The 14,060-nt window shown below is 69.6% G+C and carries 11 protein-coding genes; 8 read left to right on the forward strand and 3 right to left on the reverse strand.

Going from position 1 to position 14,060, the window contains the following annotated elements; all coding sequences use genetic code 11:
• Window positions 1–92 precede the first annotated feature (92 nt).
• The 6 genes from AB0F17_RS41065 to AB0F17_RS41090 all read left to right on the forward strand — a co-directional run bounded on the left by AB0F17_RS41065 (window position 93) and on the right by AB0F17_RS41090 (window position 8,801).
• A complete protein-coding gene (locus AB0F17_RS41065; protein WP_358034606.1) occupies window positions 93–782 on the forward strand; it encodes a DUF4097 family beta strand repeat-containing protein in 690 nt (229 codons plus the stop codon).
• 83 nt (window positions 783–865) lie between these two features.
• The gene (gene hflX, locus AB0F17_RS41070) at window positions 866–2,278 is read left to right on the forward strand and encodes a GTPase HflX (protein ID WP_358034840.1); all 1,413 of its coding nucleotides are present in this window, start codon (window positions 866–868) and stop codon (window positions 2,276–2,278) included.
• A gap of 427 nt (window positions 2,279–2,705) precedes the next feature.
• Window positions 2,706–3,914, forward strand: coding sequence for an imidazolonepropionase (gene hutI / locus AB0F17_RS41075; RefSeq protein WP_219527611.1), 1,209 nt, complete (start codon window positions 2,706–2,708; stop codon window positions 3,912–3,914).
• Window positions 3,915–3,927: 13 nt separating this feature from the next.
• Window positions 3,928–4,740 (forward strand): DegV family protein, encoded by an 813-nt coding sequence (locus tag AB0F17_RS41080; protein ID WP_358034609.1) that lies wholly within the window; start codon window positions 3,928–3,930, stop codon window positions 4,738–4,740.
• 640 nt (window positions 4,741–5,380) lie between these two features.
• Window positions 5,381–6,019 carry a ComEA family DNA-binding protein gene (locus AB0F17_RS41085; protein WP_358034612.1) on the forward strand — a complete coding sequence of 213 codons (639 nt, stop codon included), beginning with the start codon at window positions 5,381–5,383 and terminating at the stop codon, window positions 6,017–6,019.
• A gap of 1 nt (window position 6,020) precedes the next feature.
• Window positions 6,021–8,801: a ComEC/Rec2 family competence protein gene (locus tag AB0F17_RS41090; RefSeq protein WP_358034614.1), complete on the forward strand. Its 2,781-nt coding sequence runs from the start codon at window positions 6,021–6,023 to the stop codon at window positions 8,799–8,801.
• Between the two features lie 189 nt (window positions 8,802–8,990).
• On the opposite strand, the gene AB0F17_RS41095 is transcribed toward AB0F17_RS41090, so the two are convergent.
• Entirely contained in the window at window positions 8,991–10,520 is a 1,530-nt protein-coding gene (locus AB0F17_RS41095) for a hypothetical protein (RefSeq protein WP_358034616.1), read from the reverse strand.
• Window positions 10,521–10,662: 142 nt separating this feature from the next.
• On the opposite strand from AB0F17_RS41095, the gene AB0F17_RS41100 reads away from it, so the two are divergent.
• Window positions 10,663–11,325, forward strand: a complete 663-nt coding sequence (locus AB0F17_RS41100; protein ID WP_358034619.1) for a response regulator transcription factor — start codon at window positions 10,663–10,665, stop codon at window positions 11,323–11,325.
• The gene (locus AB0F17_RS41105) at window positions 11,322–12,437 is read left to right on the forward strand and encodes a HAMP domain-containing sensor histidine kinase (RefSeq protein WP_358034622.1); all 1,116 of its coding nucleotides are present in this window, start codon (window positions 11,322–11,324) and stop codon (window positions 12,435–12,437) included. The genes AB0F17_RS41100 and AB0F17_RS41105 overlap by 4 nt, the downstream gene beginning before the upstream one ends.
• A gap of 177 nt (window positions 12,438–12,614) precedes the next feature.
• Here the strand turns inward: AB0F17_RS41105 and AB0F17_RS41110 are convergent, their stop codons facing one another.
• Window positions 12,615–12,815 carry a hypothetical protein gene (locus AB0F17_RS41110; protein ID WP_358034625.1) on the reverse strand — a complete coding sequence of 67 codons (201 nt, stop codon included), beginning with the start codon at window positions 12,813–12,815 and terminating at the stop codon, window positions 12,615–12,617.
• A 352-nt stretch (window positions 12,816–13,167) separates the two neighbouring features.
• Window positions 13,168–14,058: a phosphotransferase gene (locus tag AB0F17_RS41115; RefSeq protein ID WP_358034628.1), complete on the reverse strand. Its 891-nt coding sequence runs from the start codon at window positions 14,056–14,058 to the stop codon at window positions 13,168–13,170.
• Window positions 14,059–14,060: the final 2 nt, after the last annotated feature.

Below are 14,060 nucleotides of genomic sequence, written 5' to 3' on the forward strand. Positions count from 1 at the left end.
TGGTCCCGGGTCAAAGGTGGGGGTTCCCCTGGGAGGGGTTCGGGGGGAAACCCCGATGTGCGCCAGGGCCTGCGCACGCGAGGATTTGCGGCATGAAGACAATCGTGATCGCGGGCGGCCTCCTCGCCTCGGCGCTGCTGCTGACGGGCTGCGGGCTCAAGAGCCTCGCCGGCCCGACCAACCAGGACACCGTCACGTACCAGGTCACGGACAAGGTGGCCAAGCTGCACGTCAGGAACGAGTCCGGCGACACCGTGATCACGGAGTACGACGGGACGGCCGTGCGGGTCACCGAGACCATCCAGTGGCGCAACGAGAAGCCGAAGGCCCAGCACAAGGTCGACGGCGACACGCTCTCGGTGTATTACGACTGCGACAAGGACTGGGGCAGTTGCAGCATCGACTACAAGATCGAGGTCCCCAAGGGTCTCCAGATCGGCGCCGACGCGGGCTCGGGCAACATCACGATGCGGCAGCTGACCGGGCAGATCGAGGCGTCCGCCGGCTCGGGCGACGTGGACGCCACCGGCCTCGGGGGCAAGAAGATCTACGCTGAGGCCGGCTCCGGCGACGTCGAGGTGAAGTTCGCCGTCGTGCCCGACAGCGTCGAGCTGGAGAGCGGCTCCGGCGAGGCCATCCTGCACGTTCCGGACGGTGCCTATGATGTGAAGACCGAGGTCGGATCGGGCGAGGCGACGGTTTCGGTCAAGAAGGACCCGTCCTCCCCGCACAAGGTGTCGCTGACCACGGGCTCGGGAGACGCCAGCGTGTTGCCGGGATAACCAGGTGATGGCTCGAGGGATGTCATGTCACCATCGGGGAAGACACTCCGGTGTTCAGACGTTGCCTATTAGAGATGACACGAATGCACGAATACTCCGCGCGCGACGAGTTCGAGACCGGCGAGATGGACCTCGAGGAGCGCCAGGCGCTACGCCGCGTGGCGGGCCTGTCCACCGAACTTCAAGACATCTCCGAGGTCGAATACCGGCAGCTGCGGCTTGAGCGGGTCGTCCTGGTCGGCGTCTGGACCTCAGGCACGGCGGAAGACGCCGAAAACTCCCTGCTGGAGCTCAAGCTCCTGGCCGAGACGGCCGGCTCCGAGGTCCTCGAGGGCCTCATCCAGCGCCGCCAGAAGCCCGACCCGGCGACGTACATCGGCTCGGGCAAGGCGCTCGAACTCCGCGACGTGGTCGACTCGACCGGTGCCGACACCGTGATCTGCGACGGCGAGCTGGCCCCGGGCCAGCTCCGCCAGTTGGAGGAGACGGTCAAGGTGAAGGTCATCGACCGCACCGCGCTGATCCTCGACATCTTCGCGCAGCACGCCAAGAGCCGTGAGGGCAAGGCTCAGGTCGAGCTGGCCCAGCTCCAATACCTGCTGCCCCGCCTGCGTGGCTGGGGTGGCAACCTGTCCAGGCAGGTAGGCGGACGCGCCGCGGGCGGCGTCGGCATCGGCGGCCGCGGCCCCGGTGAGACCAAGATCGAGCTGGACCGGCGCCGCATCCGCGAGCGCATGGCCAAGTTGCGGCGCCAGATCAGCGGCATGTCCACCTCGCGCGACACGATGCGCCACCGGCGCTCCCGGCGCGAGGTCCCGGCCGTGGCGATCGCGGGTTACACCAACGCCGGCAAGTCCTCCCTGCTCAACCGCATCACCGGTGCGGGAGTGCTGGTGGAGGACGCCCTGTTCGCCACCCTCGACCCGACCGTACGCCGGGCGCACACGCCTGACGGCAGGCTGTTCACGATCGCCGACACCGTCGGCTTCGTCCGCCACCTGCCGCACCAGCTCATCGAGGCGTTCCGCTCCACTCTGGAGGAGGTCGCCGACGCCGACCTGATCCTGCACGTGGTCGACGGCGCTCACCCCGACCCGGAAGGTCAGCTCGCCGCCGTACGCGAGGTCTTCGCCGACATCGAGGGCGCCTCCGACATTCCCGAGATCGTGGTGATCAACAAGGCCGACGCGGCCGACCAGGAGGTGCTGGACCGCATCGCCAGGCGCGAGCGCGACAGCATCGTGGTCTCGGCGCGCACCGGCGCCGGCATCGCCGAGTTGATGGCGCTCATCGAACGCGAGCTGCCCAGGCTCGACCACGAGTTCGTGCTGCTGGTGCCGTACGACAGGAGCGACCTGATCTCGCGGGCCCACAAGGAGGGCGAAGTGCTCTCGGTGGACCACGTGGCGGACGGCACGATCCTGCACGCACGCGTGCTCCCGAGCCTGTTCCAGGAGCTGGAGCGGGCCGGTAAGCCGGTCGAACGCGTCTCTTAGCGGTCGTAGCGGGCAGCTCCGCCAAAATCACTGCAGGGCTGCCCAAAGGCGGCAGTGGTCCCTGAACGCTGGGATTGCTAGGATAAGCCGAGTCTTACGACACTAATGGCGCGGGTTTCGGATGATCGCTGCTGTGAGTGAGGTCGCGTGCGGGGGCCACAGGGGTTCGATGGGGTCGAGTGGCGGTTGGGAAGAGTGGGCTTTCTTCCGAATAACCCTGTACAGCAAGCCCACCTGTGAAATAACGTAACTGAACTGAAATCGCCGGATCATGAGTCCGGCGATACGGTCACCGCACAGCCATAGCGGATGAGAGCAGGAGACCCCCCATGTCGTCCGGACCCGGAGCCGACTCAGTGGGCGCGGCGTCAGCCGTGCGCTGCTGGGTGCTGTGCTCACCTGGGGGATCCCGCGGGGCGGTGATGCGGTGACCGTTCGGCTTCTGACCAATATCGGCCGCCTCTGGACCGGCAACGAGGTTCTCAGCAACGCGGCCATCCTCGTACACAACGACCGGATCGCGTGGGTCGGGCGGGCGCCCGATCTGCCACAGAGCGTCCCCGGAGTCGTTGACGACATCGTCGATGTCGACCACGTCGAAAACCTGGGTGGCGCACTCGTCACGCCCGGCCTCATCGACGCGCACACCCACCCGGTCTACGCGGGCAACCGCTACGCCGAGCTGGCGATCCGCACTGGCGGCTCCACCTCGTCGGCGATCACCGCGGCGGGCGGCGGCGTGGGCTCGACCGTCACCGTGACCCGCGGCACCGACCCGTGGACCCTGTGCAACGGCGTTCGCGAGCGGCTGCGCGGCTGGCTGCTCAGCGGCACCACGACCGTCGAGGCCAAGACCGGCTACCACCTCACCCGCGACGGCGAGCTCGCCGACGTGCGGCTCCTGCGCGAGCTGGAGAAGGAGCCGATGATGCCGCGGGTGCACGTCACCTTCCTCGCGGCGCACGTGGTGCCGCCGGAATACTTCGGCCGGCAGCGCGAATACGTCGAGGCCGTGGGCGCCTGGTGCGCCGACGCGGCCGCCGCCGGTGCCGACAGCGTGGACGTCTACTGCGACGAGGGCCACTTCACCACCGAGGAGTCCCGCTGGGTGCTCGCCTCGGGCCGCAACGTCGGCCTGCTGCCGCGCATCCACGCCGGCCTCTTTAGCCGCCGCGGCGCCGTCCAACTGGCCGCCGAGCTCGGCTGCGCCTCCGCCGACGGGCTGCACCACATGTCCGAAGAGGACATCGCGATCATGTCCCGCTACGGCGTGCCCGCCGTGGTCTGCCCCGCGACGGCGCTCCAGCGCGGCCACCTGCCGCCGGTCCGCCAGATGATCAAGCACGGTGTGCAGATCGCCCTCGGCAGCGACCACAACCCCGGCTACTGCGGCATCACCTCGATGTCCCTGGTCATCGCGATGGCGGTGTCGGCGTTCGGGATGAGCGTCAACGACGCGCTGCGGGCGGCCACGCTCGGCGGCGCCACCGTGCTGGGCGCGCCCGACCGCGGCGTCCTGGCTCCCGGCCGCCTGGCCGACATCGTCCAGTGGGACGCCGACCACGAGGGCGCCTTCGCCTGGTCCTTCGGCCTCAAGCCACGCCGGGTCTGGCGGGGTGGAACCCCGGTTCAGTAGTTAATCTCGGACTATGCCGCCATCGGTGCTCGTGGTCACGGATTCAACCGCTTATCTACCACCGGTGCCCGGTGTCGCTTTTGTACCTGTACAGGTGACTTCCGGTGGTTTGTCGTATGACGAGGGCTTATTCACCGGCGACCTGTCGTCGGCGACCACCTCCAGACCCGCACCCGCGCGCTTCGCCTCGTGCTACTCGTCGCTGGCGGCCGGCGGCGCGTCGGGCGTGGTCTCGATCCACCTGTCGGGCGAGTTCTCCGGTACGGCCTCCGCCGCGCTGCTGGCCGCTGCAGAGTGCCCGGTGCCGGTCGAGGTCATCGACAGCCGGTCGATCGCCATGGGGCTCGGCTACCCGGTGCTCGCCGCCGCCCGTACGGCCGCGGAGGGTGGATCGCTCGCGGAGGTGGCGGCCGCCGCCCGGCGGTGCGCCGCGCGGACCCGGACGTACTTCTACGCCGACACGCTGGAGTACCTGCGGCGAGGCGGGCGCATCGGGACGGCGGCCTCGCTGGTGGGGTCGGCGCTGATGATCAAGCCCCTGCTGCACCTTGTGGACGGACGGGTCTCGCTGCTGGAGAAGGTACGGACCGCGGGCAGGGCCATCGCGCGGCTGGAGGACCTGGCGGTGGCGGCCGCGGAGGGCGAGGCGGGGGTGCGGGTGGCGGTGCAGCACCTGGGGGCGCTGGGACGGGCGGAGGGGCTGGCGGAACGACTGGCCAAGCGGCTGCCCGGGATCGTGGAGATGCGGGTGGTGGAGGTTGGGGCGGTTATCGGGGTACATGTGGGGCCGGGGATGCTGGGACTGACGGTCACCTCCGCCGACTAGCCGTACTTCCCACGGACGTCTGATCACTCGCTCACTTCGAGGACCAACGGACGTCTGACCATCCGCCCACTTCGACGCCCACGCGAGCGGTCTTCGACCTCGCACGGCTGCTCCGAGCTACCCGCACTGGCGGAGGTTCACGTCCGCGGGCGGCTCAGAAGCCATACCGGCCGTGACCCCTCTTCGTCCGGGCCGCTCACCATGTTGTCCACAGGCTGGCTCGCCATGCATCGGCTATCCCCAGAACCTCGTTCACCGCTCTGCGAGCCCCAGCCGGTCTCGTACCTTCGCTGCCGTGCGCAACCACGATGCGACAGCCGAGCGGACCATCGCCGAGTCCCGCCTACGGTCGATCACAAGCCCCAGCCTGCCCGGCGGCGCACTCCAAAACCCGCATGACCCGCCCAGGAGGTCAGGCCGGCCTCCGCTCCCGCCTGAGTCGCCCCTGGGATCAGATCGTCCCCCGCTCCCGCACGACCCACCCTTGAGGTCAGGCCGCCTGCTGCTCCCGCACGATCCGCTCCTTGGGTCAGGTCGCCCGCTGCTCCCGCACGACCCGCCCCCGACGTCAGGTCGCCCGCTGCCCCCACACGACCCGCCCCTGGGACCAGGCCCACCCCCGCTCTCGCACGACCTGACCTTGAGGCCAGGTTGGGCCCCCATCCCACCCTCGTTCGAAGCCTTTCGCCAGGCCGTCACCACCAGGCCCCCCGCCTCCCTAGACCCCGGCAAGCCAGGTCTGCGCATCCTGATAGCCCTGGCCGTCCTGGCCGCGGTGGTGGCAGGCGTGATCGCGTGGCGCTCCCAACCCACCCCGGAGCCCCTCCCCGCCCCGATCCCCAGCCCACCGGTGCCCTCCAGCCCATCTCCCACGGCCAAGGTGACCGTCCACATCACCGGCAAGGTCCACAAGCCTGGCCTCTACACCCTCGCCATGGGAGCCAGGGTGGCCGACGCCCTGACAGCCGCCGGCGGACCCCTGCGCGGCACCGCCATGTCCTCGGTCAACCTGGCCAGACGCCTGGTAGACGGCGAACAGATCGTCATAGGCGCCCCATCCGGCCCCACCCAGGCCGACCCCGCCACCACGACACTCGACCTCAATTCGGCCACCCCCGACCAACTGGAGCAACTCCCCGGTGTGGGCGAGGTCCTGGCGGCCCGCATCGCCGACTTCCGTACCACGCATGGCGGCTTCACCAGCATCGACCAACTGCGCGAGGTCAGCGGCATCGGCGCGAAGAAGTACGAGGAGATCAAGGGAAAGGTCCACGTCTGACATGCCCCACGACCTTCCCGCCTCCCCCCACTCCTGGTCCCTGGCTCTCCCCGCTTTGGCCGCCTGGGCCACCGCCCTCACCCTCCTGAACCTCTCCCCGACGACGGGCCTGATCGTCTCCATCCTGGCCACTGGGTCCGCGGCGACCCTCCTGGCAGTCTCCAATTTCGCGCGCGTACACCGACCCTCCTCGCTCACCCGCCCGCCGCTGACACCTTCCTCACCCCGAGCCGCCCGCTTCCTCTCCGTGCTCAGGCGGATCGCATCCGCTCGTGCGTCCTCGGGACCGGTTCCCGGCGCCGTTCGACGGCTCTGGCGCAACGTGGCGATCGCGACTCTCACCTGCGTCGCCGCGACCTCGGCTTCGGTAGCGCTCCGCGTCCACGCCGTGAGCACCGGGCCGGTGGTCGCCCTGGCGGCCCGCGGAGCCCAGGTCACCGCACAGATCACCCTCACCGACGACCCGAAGGTCAGACGCCACCGAGGCGGACGCTTCGCCCAAGACCGAATAGTCGTCCCCGCCACCCTGACCCTGCTCCAAACCCCGGCAACCCGGCTGGCCGTGAACACCCCCGTGATCGTCTTCGCCCAAGGCCCCGAATGGACCCGCCTCCTCCCAAGCCAGCGCCTGGAGGTAACCGCCCGCCTCGCCCAGGCAACCCCAGGCGACTTGATAAGCGCCGTCCTCCTCGTCCGGGGCCCACCACATGTCCTCACACCTCCGTCATGGATCCAAGCCGCGGCAGGCACCCTCCGCGCGGGTCTGCGGACGGCCGCAGACGTACTCCCGGCAGACCAGCGCGGCCTCCTGCCCGGCTTGGTCGTAGGCGACGTCTCCCGCATGGACCGACAACTCACCGCCGACCTCACCGAAGCAGGCCTGAGCCACTTGAACGCGGTCAGCGGCGCGAACCTGGCGATCGTCGCAAGCGCCGTCCTGGCCGTCTCCCGCTTGGCAGGACTCCCGCTCGCCCTGAGAGCCGTCCTCGCCGCCGTCGCCATGATCGCGTTCGCCGTGGTGGCCAGGCCCTCGCCGAGCGTCCTCCGGGCCCTGCTCATGGGCTTGAGCGCCGCCGTAGCCCTCGGCACCGGCCGGACAAAGGATGGCGTTGCGGCTCTGTCGGTGTCGATCCTGCTGCTCATCCTGTTCGACCCCGAACTGGCGCACTCGTACGGCTTCGCCCTGTCGGTGTCCGCCACCGCCGGCATCCTCCTCCTCGCTCCCCGCTGGAGAGCCCGCCTCACCGGCCCTGACCCGGCGGAGACCCCGGCCAATGCCGCCATCCACAACGACTCGGACTGCGAGCGGCCCGTTTCCACCCGAGCCAGCGACACTGGGCGCCACAGCGACTCGTCGCCCTGCGGCGCCGCCACATCTGATCCGGCGTTCGGTGGTGCCGTCACGTTCGACTCGGTGGTCTGTGGCGCTGTCGCCTCCGACTCGGTACTTCGTGGTGGCGGCACGCTCGATACGGCGTTCGACGGTGCAACCACATCCGATGAAGTCCTGGCGTCTCCCTCTACCCCGATCCGCTCTCCGCGGGGGCGTCGTCTGCGGCTTCCTCGATGGGCGGCGGAGGCGGTGGCCGTGTCTGCGGCGGCGCAGGTCGCTGTGACACCGGTTCTCGTGCTGATGTCCGGCCAGCTCACTCTGGTGGCGATCCCTGCCAACCTGCTCGCGGGCCCGGCAGTGGCGCCCGCGACCATCCTCGGGTTCGTTGCCGCGCTGGTGGCTCCCCTTTGGCCTCAGGCGGCTCAATGGCTGGTCATCCCGGCCGGGTACGCGGTCGGCTGGATCATCATGGTCGCCCAGTGGGCCGTGGGCGTGCCGCTCGCCACACTTCCGTGGCCGGGCGGGCTTCCGGGGCTCGGCCTCCTGGTGATCGCCGTGGCTGTGGCGGTTCCCGTGCTTCGACGCCGTGCCTGGCGGACGGTGGCGCTCACGATGGCCGGCGTGGCGCTCGTGGTCGTGCTCGTCGTTCGTCCCGTGGTCAAGCCATGGCCGCCCCCGAACTGGCTGATGGTGGTCTGCGACGTCGGACAGGGTGACGGCATCGTGCTGGCGGCCGGTCCCGGCCGGGGCATCGTCGTCGACACCGGCCCGGACCCCGTCGTCATGGACCGCTGCCTTCGCAGGCTGGACGTACGCGACGTACCCCTGCTACTCCTCACGCACCCGCACGCCGACCACGTGGACGGGCTCCCCGGCGTACTCAAGAACAGGCGCGTCGGCGCGGCCATCGTCAGCCCGCAACGCGTCGCCCCGCAGGAGAGCAGCCGCATCGCGACCATCCTCGCCCGTCACCGGATCCCTGAGTGGACACCGCCCTCGGGCAGTCGCTGGCAGCTGGGACCCTCCGAGGTGACCATCCTCGCCCCCGACCTGTCGCAGGGTAAGGCCGGCGGCCAAGGGGAAGGAAGCTTGATCAATAACGCCAGCGTCGTGGCCCGCGTACGCTGGCGAGCAGGCTCGGCCCTCCTGAGCGGCGACATCGAGACCGAGGCCCAAGACGAACTCCTGCGCCGTCTCGCCCCGCGAGCGGACGTACTCAAGGTCCCGCACCACGGCTCGCGCAGGCTGGACCCGGCCTTCTTCGCATCCGTCGGCGCTCGCGCGGCACTGATCAGCGTGGGCGCCGACAACGACTACGGCCATCCAGCCCCGTCCACGATCGCACTCCTGCAACGCCTCGGTGCCCGCGTCTACCGCACCGACCAGTCAGGCGACCTCGCGGTGATCGATCAGGACGGACGGCTGGCGGTGGTCGCCCGTGGTCCGTAGCCGGGCGTATGCGCAGTCGAGTGCGAGCAGGTCATGTGTTCGGTCGGGTGAGAGAGCCGGCAGCGCGCGAGTGAGCTGCCGGTGGGGATGTGTTCGGCCGGTCTCGAGGTCCGGGCATAATTCCGGCATTGTCGTGAGCTCGAATCCCGGGTTGCTGCCGCCGAACGTGCCGACCGGGTTTCTGTGCCTTTAGGGGAGCGGAATCTGAGATGAGGCCTTCCTGCGATGTACGGCAATCGCCGCCCCAAGGGCGAGGGCGGCATATCCGCAGGTCACGGCCAAGCCCGCCCATGGCGGGAGCGGGTAATAGCCCCCGAGCAGTGACTGGTCCACGTCCACATGCGCGAACGTGGGGATGCTCTGCGTGATCGCGAACCCGGCGGCAGGAGTGATCATCAGCAGCCATGGCGCCAGGCCCGCGGTCGCCAGCAGGTAAGGCACGACGACCAGCGCGATGGCCAGCCCGATGGCGATGATGCCCCGCCTGACCAGCGCGGCCAGGCCCAGAGCCAGCACGGCGGCGGCCGCGGTCAGCGCCGCGTAGCCGACGATCACCCGCAGCTCGGTACCCAGGGTGATCGGCTGAACCGGGTTCTGATGGGCACGCAACATCGCCAGGCCGACAGGGACCACGACCCCCGAGGTCACCAGCCCCGTCACGAACGCGACCGCGCCGACCACCGTGGCCTTGGCCGCCAGCAGCCGCGCCGGATGCGGCTCGGCCGGCAGGCCGGTCCCGATCAGTCCGCGCCGGTGCTCCGCCGTGAAGAACATGACCGCCACCACGAGCACCAGGATCAGCCCCACGGCCCCGCCGATCAGCATGAGGTCAGCGCGCAGACCGCCCTCCACCGTGGCGGGCCCGATGTCACCACCCCCGGTCACGATGAGCTTGTCGCCGGACTCGACGACCCCGCCCGGGTGATGCGGGGTCTTGCCGTCGGACTCCATGGAGACGCCGACGTCGTCGCGGCGCCACGAATCGTTCGCGCCCTGCAGCGTGATCTGGTCGAAAGTGGCGGTGGCCTGGGCGAAGGCTTTCGCCATCTCCCACAAGACGCCTGGCGAGGTGGCGAACAGCCCGATCTCCGCCGTCTCCGGCAGCCCGGTCAGCTTGACCGTGCTGACCTCGGTCCACGTCTTGCCGTCGTCTGACTCGTAGCCGGTGATGGTGTCGCCCGACCTGGTCAGCCGCAGCCACTGCGGGCCATTGTGCGGACCGCCGGGCACGTCGTGGGTGAAGTTGTACTGCATCCGTACGCCGTGATCTCCGGTGAGCATGACGGCGGCATACGGTGTGCCCTGCTTGAGGCTCTGCCTGACGAGGAGCCCGGCCTTCGCCCACGGCACCACCCCCTCCTTGATGTTGCGCACCCCGGGTACGGCGTCCGGCAGCCGGATCTGCCCGGTCATGTCCGAAACGCGGGCGGTGATGCTGCCGTTCCCCTTGAGTGGCTGGTGCACGAAGTAGTACCTGTCCTGCACCGCGGTGCCATCGGGTCCCACCAATGGCGCGGGGCAGGGGCCCTCTCCCTTTCCGGTCACGCAGGTGGTGCGGGCGCCCCCGGCGATCAGCAGTCCGAGCGACACGGTGACCAGCACGGAGGCCGCCATGGCGAGCACCCAGCCCCGCGCGGAGCGGAACTTGGTCCACTCCGCGCGCAGCAACGCGGAGAAGCCGGCCCGTTGGCTGGATCGGTGGGGCGTGAATGAACTCATGCCGACGGTTGTACGCGGCACCAGGTTCCAGCCGGGTCGCAGCCGCTGCGACCCGGCTGGAACCTGGGATCTGGCATCGTTGACGCATGGCACCTCGACCCGGCGGCCGCCCCGCCCGTACGACGACCGGCGGTGAGCGGCGGTGAGGGTCCTCGTCGTCGAGGACTTCGAGGTACTGGCCCGCTCCATCGGCACCGGGTTGCGCCGCGAGGGGATGGCCGTCGACGTCGTCCTGGATGGAAACGACGCCCTCGACCGTTTGGCCGCCACCCGCTACGACGTGGTGATCCTCGACCGGGACCTGCCCGGCGTCCACGGGGACGAGATCTGCCGGCGACTCGCCCACGGCCGCTGTGAGACCCGCGTGTTGATGCTGACCGCCTCCGGGACGATCGAGGATCGCGTCGACGGGCTCAGCCTTGGTGCTGATGACTACCTGCCCAAGCCGTTCGCGTTCGCCGAACTGGTCGCCCGCGTGCGGGCTCTGGCCCGTCGCGCTACGCCGCCGGTACCGCCCACTCTGGTATGCGGGGACATCACTCTCGATCCGGCCCGCCGTACCGCGTTCCGGGCCGGTCGGCGTCTTGAGCTGAGTCCCAGGGAGTTCGCCCTGCTCGAATGCCTGCTCGCCGTACCCGGGCTGGTCATCTCGGCGGAGGAACTGCTGGAGCGCGTCTGGGACGAGGCCGCCGACCCCTTCAGCAGTGCCGTCAAGCACACCATGCACCGGTTGCGGGCCAAGCTCGGGGACCCGCCCGTGATCGAGACCATCCGCGAAGGCGGCTACCGCATCGGACCGTCATGACCTCCCACAAGCTCGCCAGAAGGTCCCTGCAGACGCGGCTCGCGCTCGCCTACGCGGCGGGCATCTACGCCGCAGGGGTCTTCGTGCTCGTCTTCGTCGACGTCCCCCTCGCCAGCATCCAGGCGGTCACCCCCAAGGGCCACCCCTCATCGAGCGCGATCACCGAAACCGGGCCCGGGGTCAGCCTGCCCCAACTCCTCGTCGGATCCGCCGTCGCCCTGGTCGTTCTGATTCCCGTCGCCCTGGCTCTCGGCTGGTACGTCGCCGGCCGGTTCCTGCACCCGCTGCGCGCCATCACCGCCACCGCCCAAATCATCTCCGCCAGCGACCTCCACCGGCGCCTTGACCTCGGCGAGCCCACGGACGAGCTGACCGAGCTCGGCCACACCTTGGACGACCTGTTCGCCCGCCTGCAGGCGTCCTTCGACGCCCAACGCCACTTCGTCGCCAACGCCTCCCACGAGCTGCGCACCCCTCTCGCCGGCCTGCGCACCCTTCTTGAAGTCGCCCTCGCCGACCCCGATGCCGACACCGCCACCCTGCGCTCGGCCTGCCAGGAGGCCCTCGCTCTGGGCGGACACCAGGAGCGGCTCGTTCAAGCACTGCTGGCTCTGGCTACCAGCGAGCGTGGCGTCACCCGCTGGGACACCTTCGACCTCGCCCGCGTCGTCGAAGGAGTACTCGCCTCCCGCCGCGACCAAGCTACGGAGACAGGCATTGACCTGGCCGAACGCCTAACGCCCGCAGTGACGACCGGGGACCCCAGACTGATCGAAAGCCTCGTCGCCAACCTCATCGACAACGCCATCCGCCACAACCACGCAGACGGGCACATAAAGGTCACCACTCAGACCTCTGGCACGCAGGTGGCCCTTACGGTCACCAACAGCGGGCCGGTCATCCCCGACAACCAGATCCAGCGCCTCTTTCAACCCTTCCAGAAACTGGCGCCTGATCGTCACGGGCGTCGCGACGGCTACGGTCTCGGCCTCGCCATCGTCAATGCCGTCACGCAAGCTCACCACGCGATCATCACCACCAGCGCACGCCCCGAAGGCGGCTTGTCCATCACGGTGCGGTTCGCGCACGGATCTCATCCGAACCTTCCCTGACGTCAGGGGACGACCACGCAGGGGCTCGCCGAGGCCGGAACGCACAACCCCTCATCGTGCAGGAACCGCAGCCAACGCAACGTCTTGAAGACGTGGCAGGGCCCCGGACGGACGTGAACGCCCCGCCTGGCATCAACCGGCGGGGGTTGTTCACGTCCGCGAGTGTCGTGGTGGCGATCAGTTCAGTGGCATGGTCGTCGTGCAGTTGCACTGCCCGTCCCCGGCATGGTCGGACTGGATGAACGCCAGGTGACGCATGTACACCCCACTGACGTACCTCTCCCAGTTCGCGTCGGTCACGATCCGCCGGCAGATCTGGACTGTCCTGATGCCGCTGGTGCAGGCGGAGGTGCCGTTCGCGGGAGTCGACCTGCTCACGCCCCCGACCACTGCCCGAGAGGCTTGGGCAGTTGTAGACGGCGTAGGTGGAGCCCTGCAGCAGGGCGAAGTCTCCGTAGAGGTCCTGTGTGCCGTCCGTTATCGCGCTCGGCTCCCCGCCGACGGTCGTGGTCACCACGGCGCCGAAGTAGTCCCAGGCAAAGGCGCCCGCCCAGGCAAAGGGCGCTCGCCCCCCTCCCGGCGAGCGCCCCTTGTCTGGGCGGGCGCCTTCGGCGCGGGCTCAGGGGGTTGGTGGCTCACCACATCTGTGGCCCCCGCCTGGGATCTCCGCCCGAGATCCCCGCCTGCGGCCCACGCCTGTGGCTAAGCGCATAGGCGGTGGCTCAGCACCTCACAAGGATTGCCGGTACGAGAGCCACGTCTTCCCCGCGACCGCCGCCCTGGCCCGGAACTCGCGCATCTCCTCCGGCCCGTACCGAGCCTTGTAGATGCGGAACCGCGTCCACAGCGCCGCCAGCCCGATCACCGCGTCGGGAGGTGCGGACGTCCACGAGGGCACGCGGGACAGTAGCTCGTCCACCTCTGGTGGGGTGTGTCCGGCCTCGACGAGGCGTGGGGCGAGCATGGCCGCGTCGATCCAGGCCGCGCCTCGAGCGGCGTACGACCAGTCGATCACGTACACGCTCCCCTGTGAGATGAGCATGTTGCTCGAGCCGAGGTTGTAGTGCAGCAGGGTGTTGCCGCGGAGGTCGCTTGGCTCGAACCGTTCGATCGCGGTGTCGTACAGGTCGCGGTCGGCCGGGATGCCCTTGTCGCGTAGGTGGGAGTCCTTGGCCAGGAGCGGCAGGATGTTGTCGATGACCGGCGCTCCTCCTCGGGGGCAGGGGGTGAGGAGGGCGCCGAGCAGGGAGACCGTGTCCAGGACGGCGGACAGGTCGGGGGAGCCGGGTGTCAGGTCGACGTGGCGGCTGTTGTCGTTGATGTACTCGAACAGCGTCACCAGCCAGCCGTCCTGCTGCCCTCGCCACAGCAGGTGCGGTGCGGGAGCCTCGTCGGGCAGGACGCTCGCCGCCCAGGACTCCGTACGGTGTGCCTTGGCAGCGATACCGGCTGCCTCGACGGCCTTGATGAACACGCTGTGGTTGTCGGTCTGGAGCCGCGCCGCGACGCCGGGCATGACGCCTTCGCCGGCGGGCTCCGCCTTGATCACCGGGCCGCCGCATTCGAGCTCTACCCTTTCGCGTACGCTGACCGGGAGGTCTTCCCATTGCTGGCGGGTCATCG

Origin of the sequence: Nonomuraea sp. NPDC026600, assembly GCF_040638335.1 — a bacterium.
Taxonomy (GTDB): domain Bacteria; phylum Actinomycetota; class Actinomycetes; order Streptosporangiales; family Streptosporangiaceae; genus Nonomuraea.

What these genes read in the sequence shown, in the direction of transcription:
- AB0F17_RS41065 (WP_358034606.1), top strand. Translation starts at nt 93, where the DNA reads ATGAAGACAATCGTGATCGCGGGCGGCCTCCTCGCCTCGGCGCTGCTG.
- hflX (WP_358034840.1), top strand. Translation starts at nt 866, where the DNA reads ATGCACGAATACTCCGCGCGCGACGAGTTCGAGACCGGCGAGATGGAC.
- AB0F17_RS41080 (WP_358034609.1), top strand. Translation starts at nt 3,928, where the DNA reads ATGCCGCCATCGGTGCTCGTGGTCACGGATTCAACCGCTTATCTACCA.
- AB0F17_RS41090 (WP_358034614.1), top strand. Translation starts at nt 6,021, where the DNA reads ATGCCCCACGACCTTCCCGCCTCCCCCCACTCCTGGTCCCTGGCTCTC.
- AB0F17_RS41095 (WP_358034616.1), bottom strand. Translation starts at nt 10,520, where the DNA reads ATGAGTTCATTCACGCCCCACCGATCCAGCCAACGGGCCGGCTTCTCC.
- AB0F17_RS41105 (WP_358034622.1), top strand. Translation starts at nt 11,322, where the DNA reads ATGACCTCCCACAAGCTCGCCAGAAGGTCCCTGCAGACGCGGCTCGCG.
- AB0F17_RS41115 (WP_358034628.1), bottom strand. Translation starts at nt 14,058, where the DNA reads ATGACCCGCCAGCAATGGGAAGACCTCCCGGTCAGCGTACGCGAAAGG.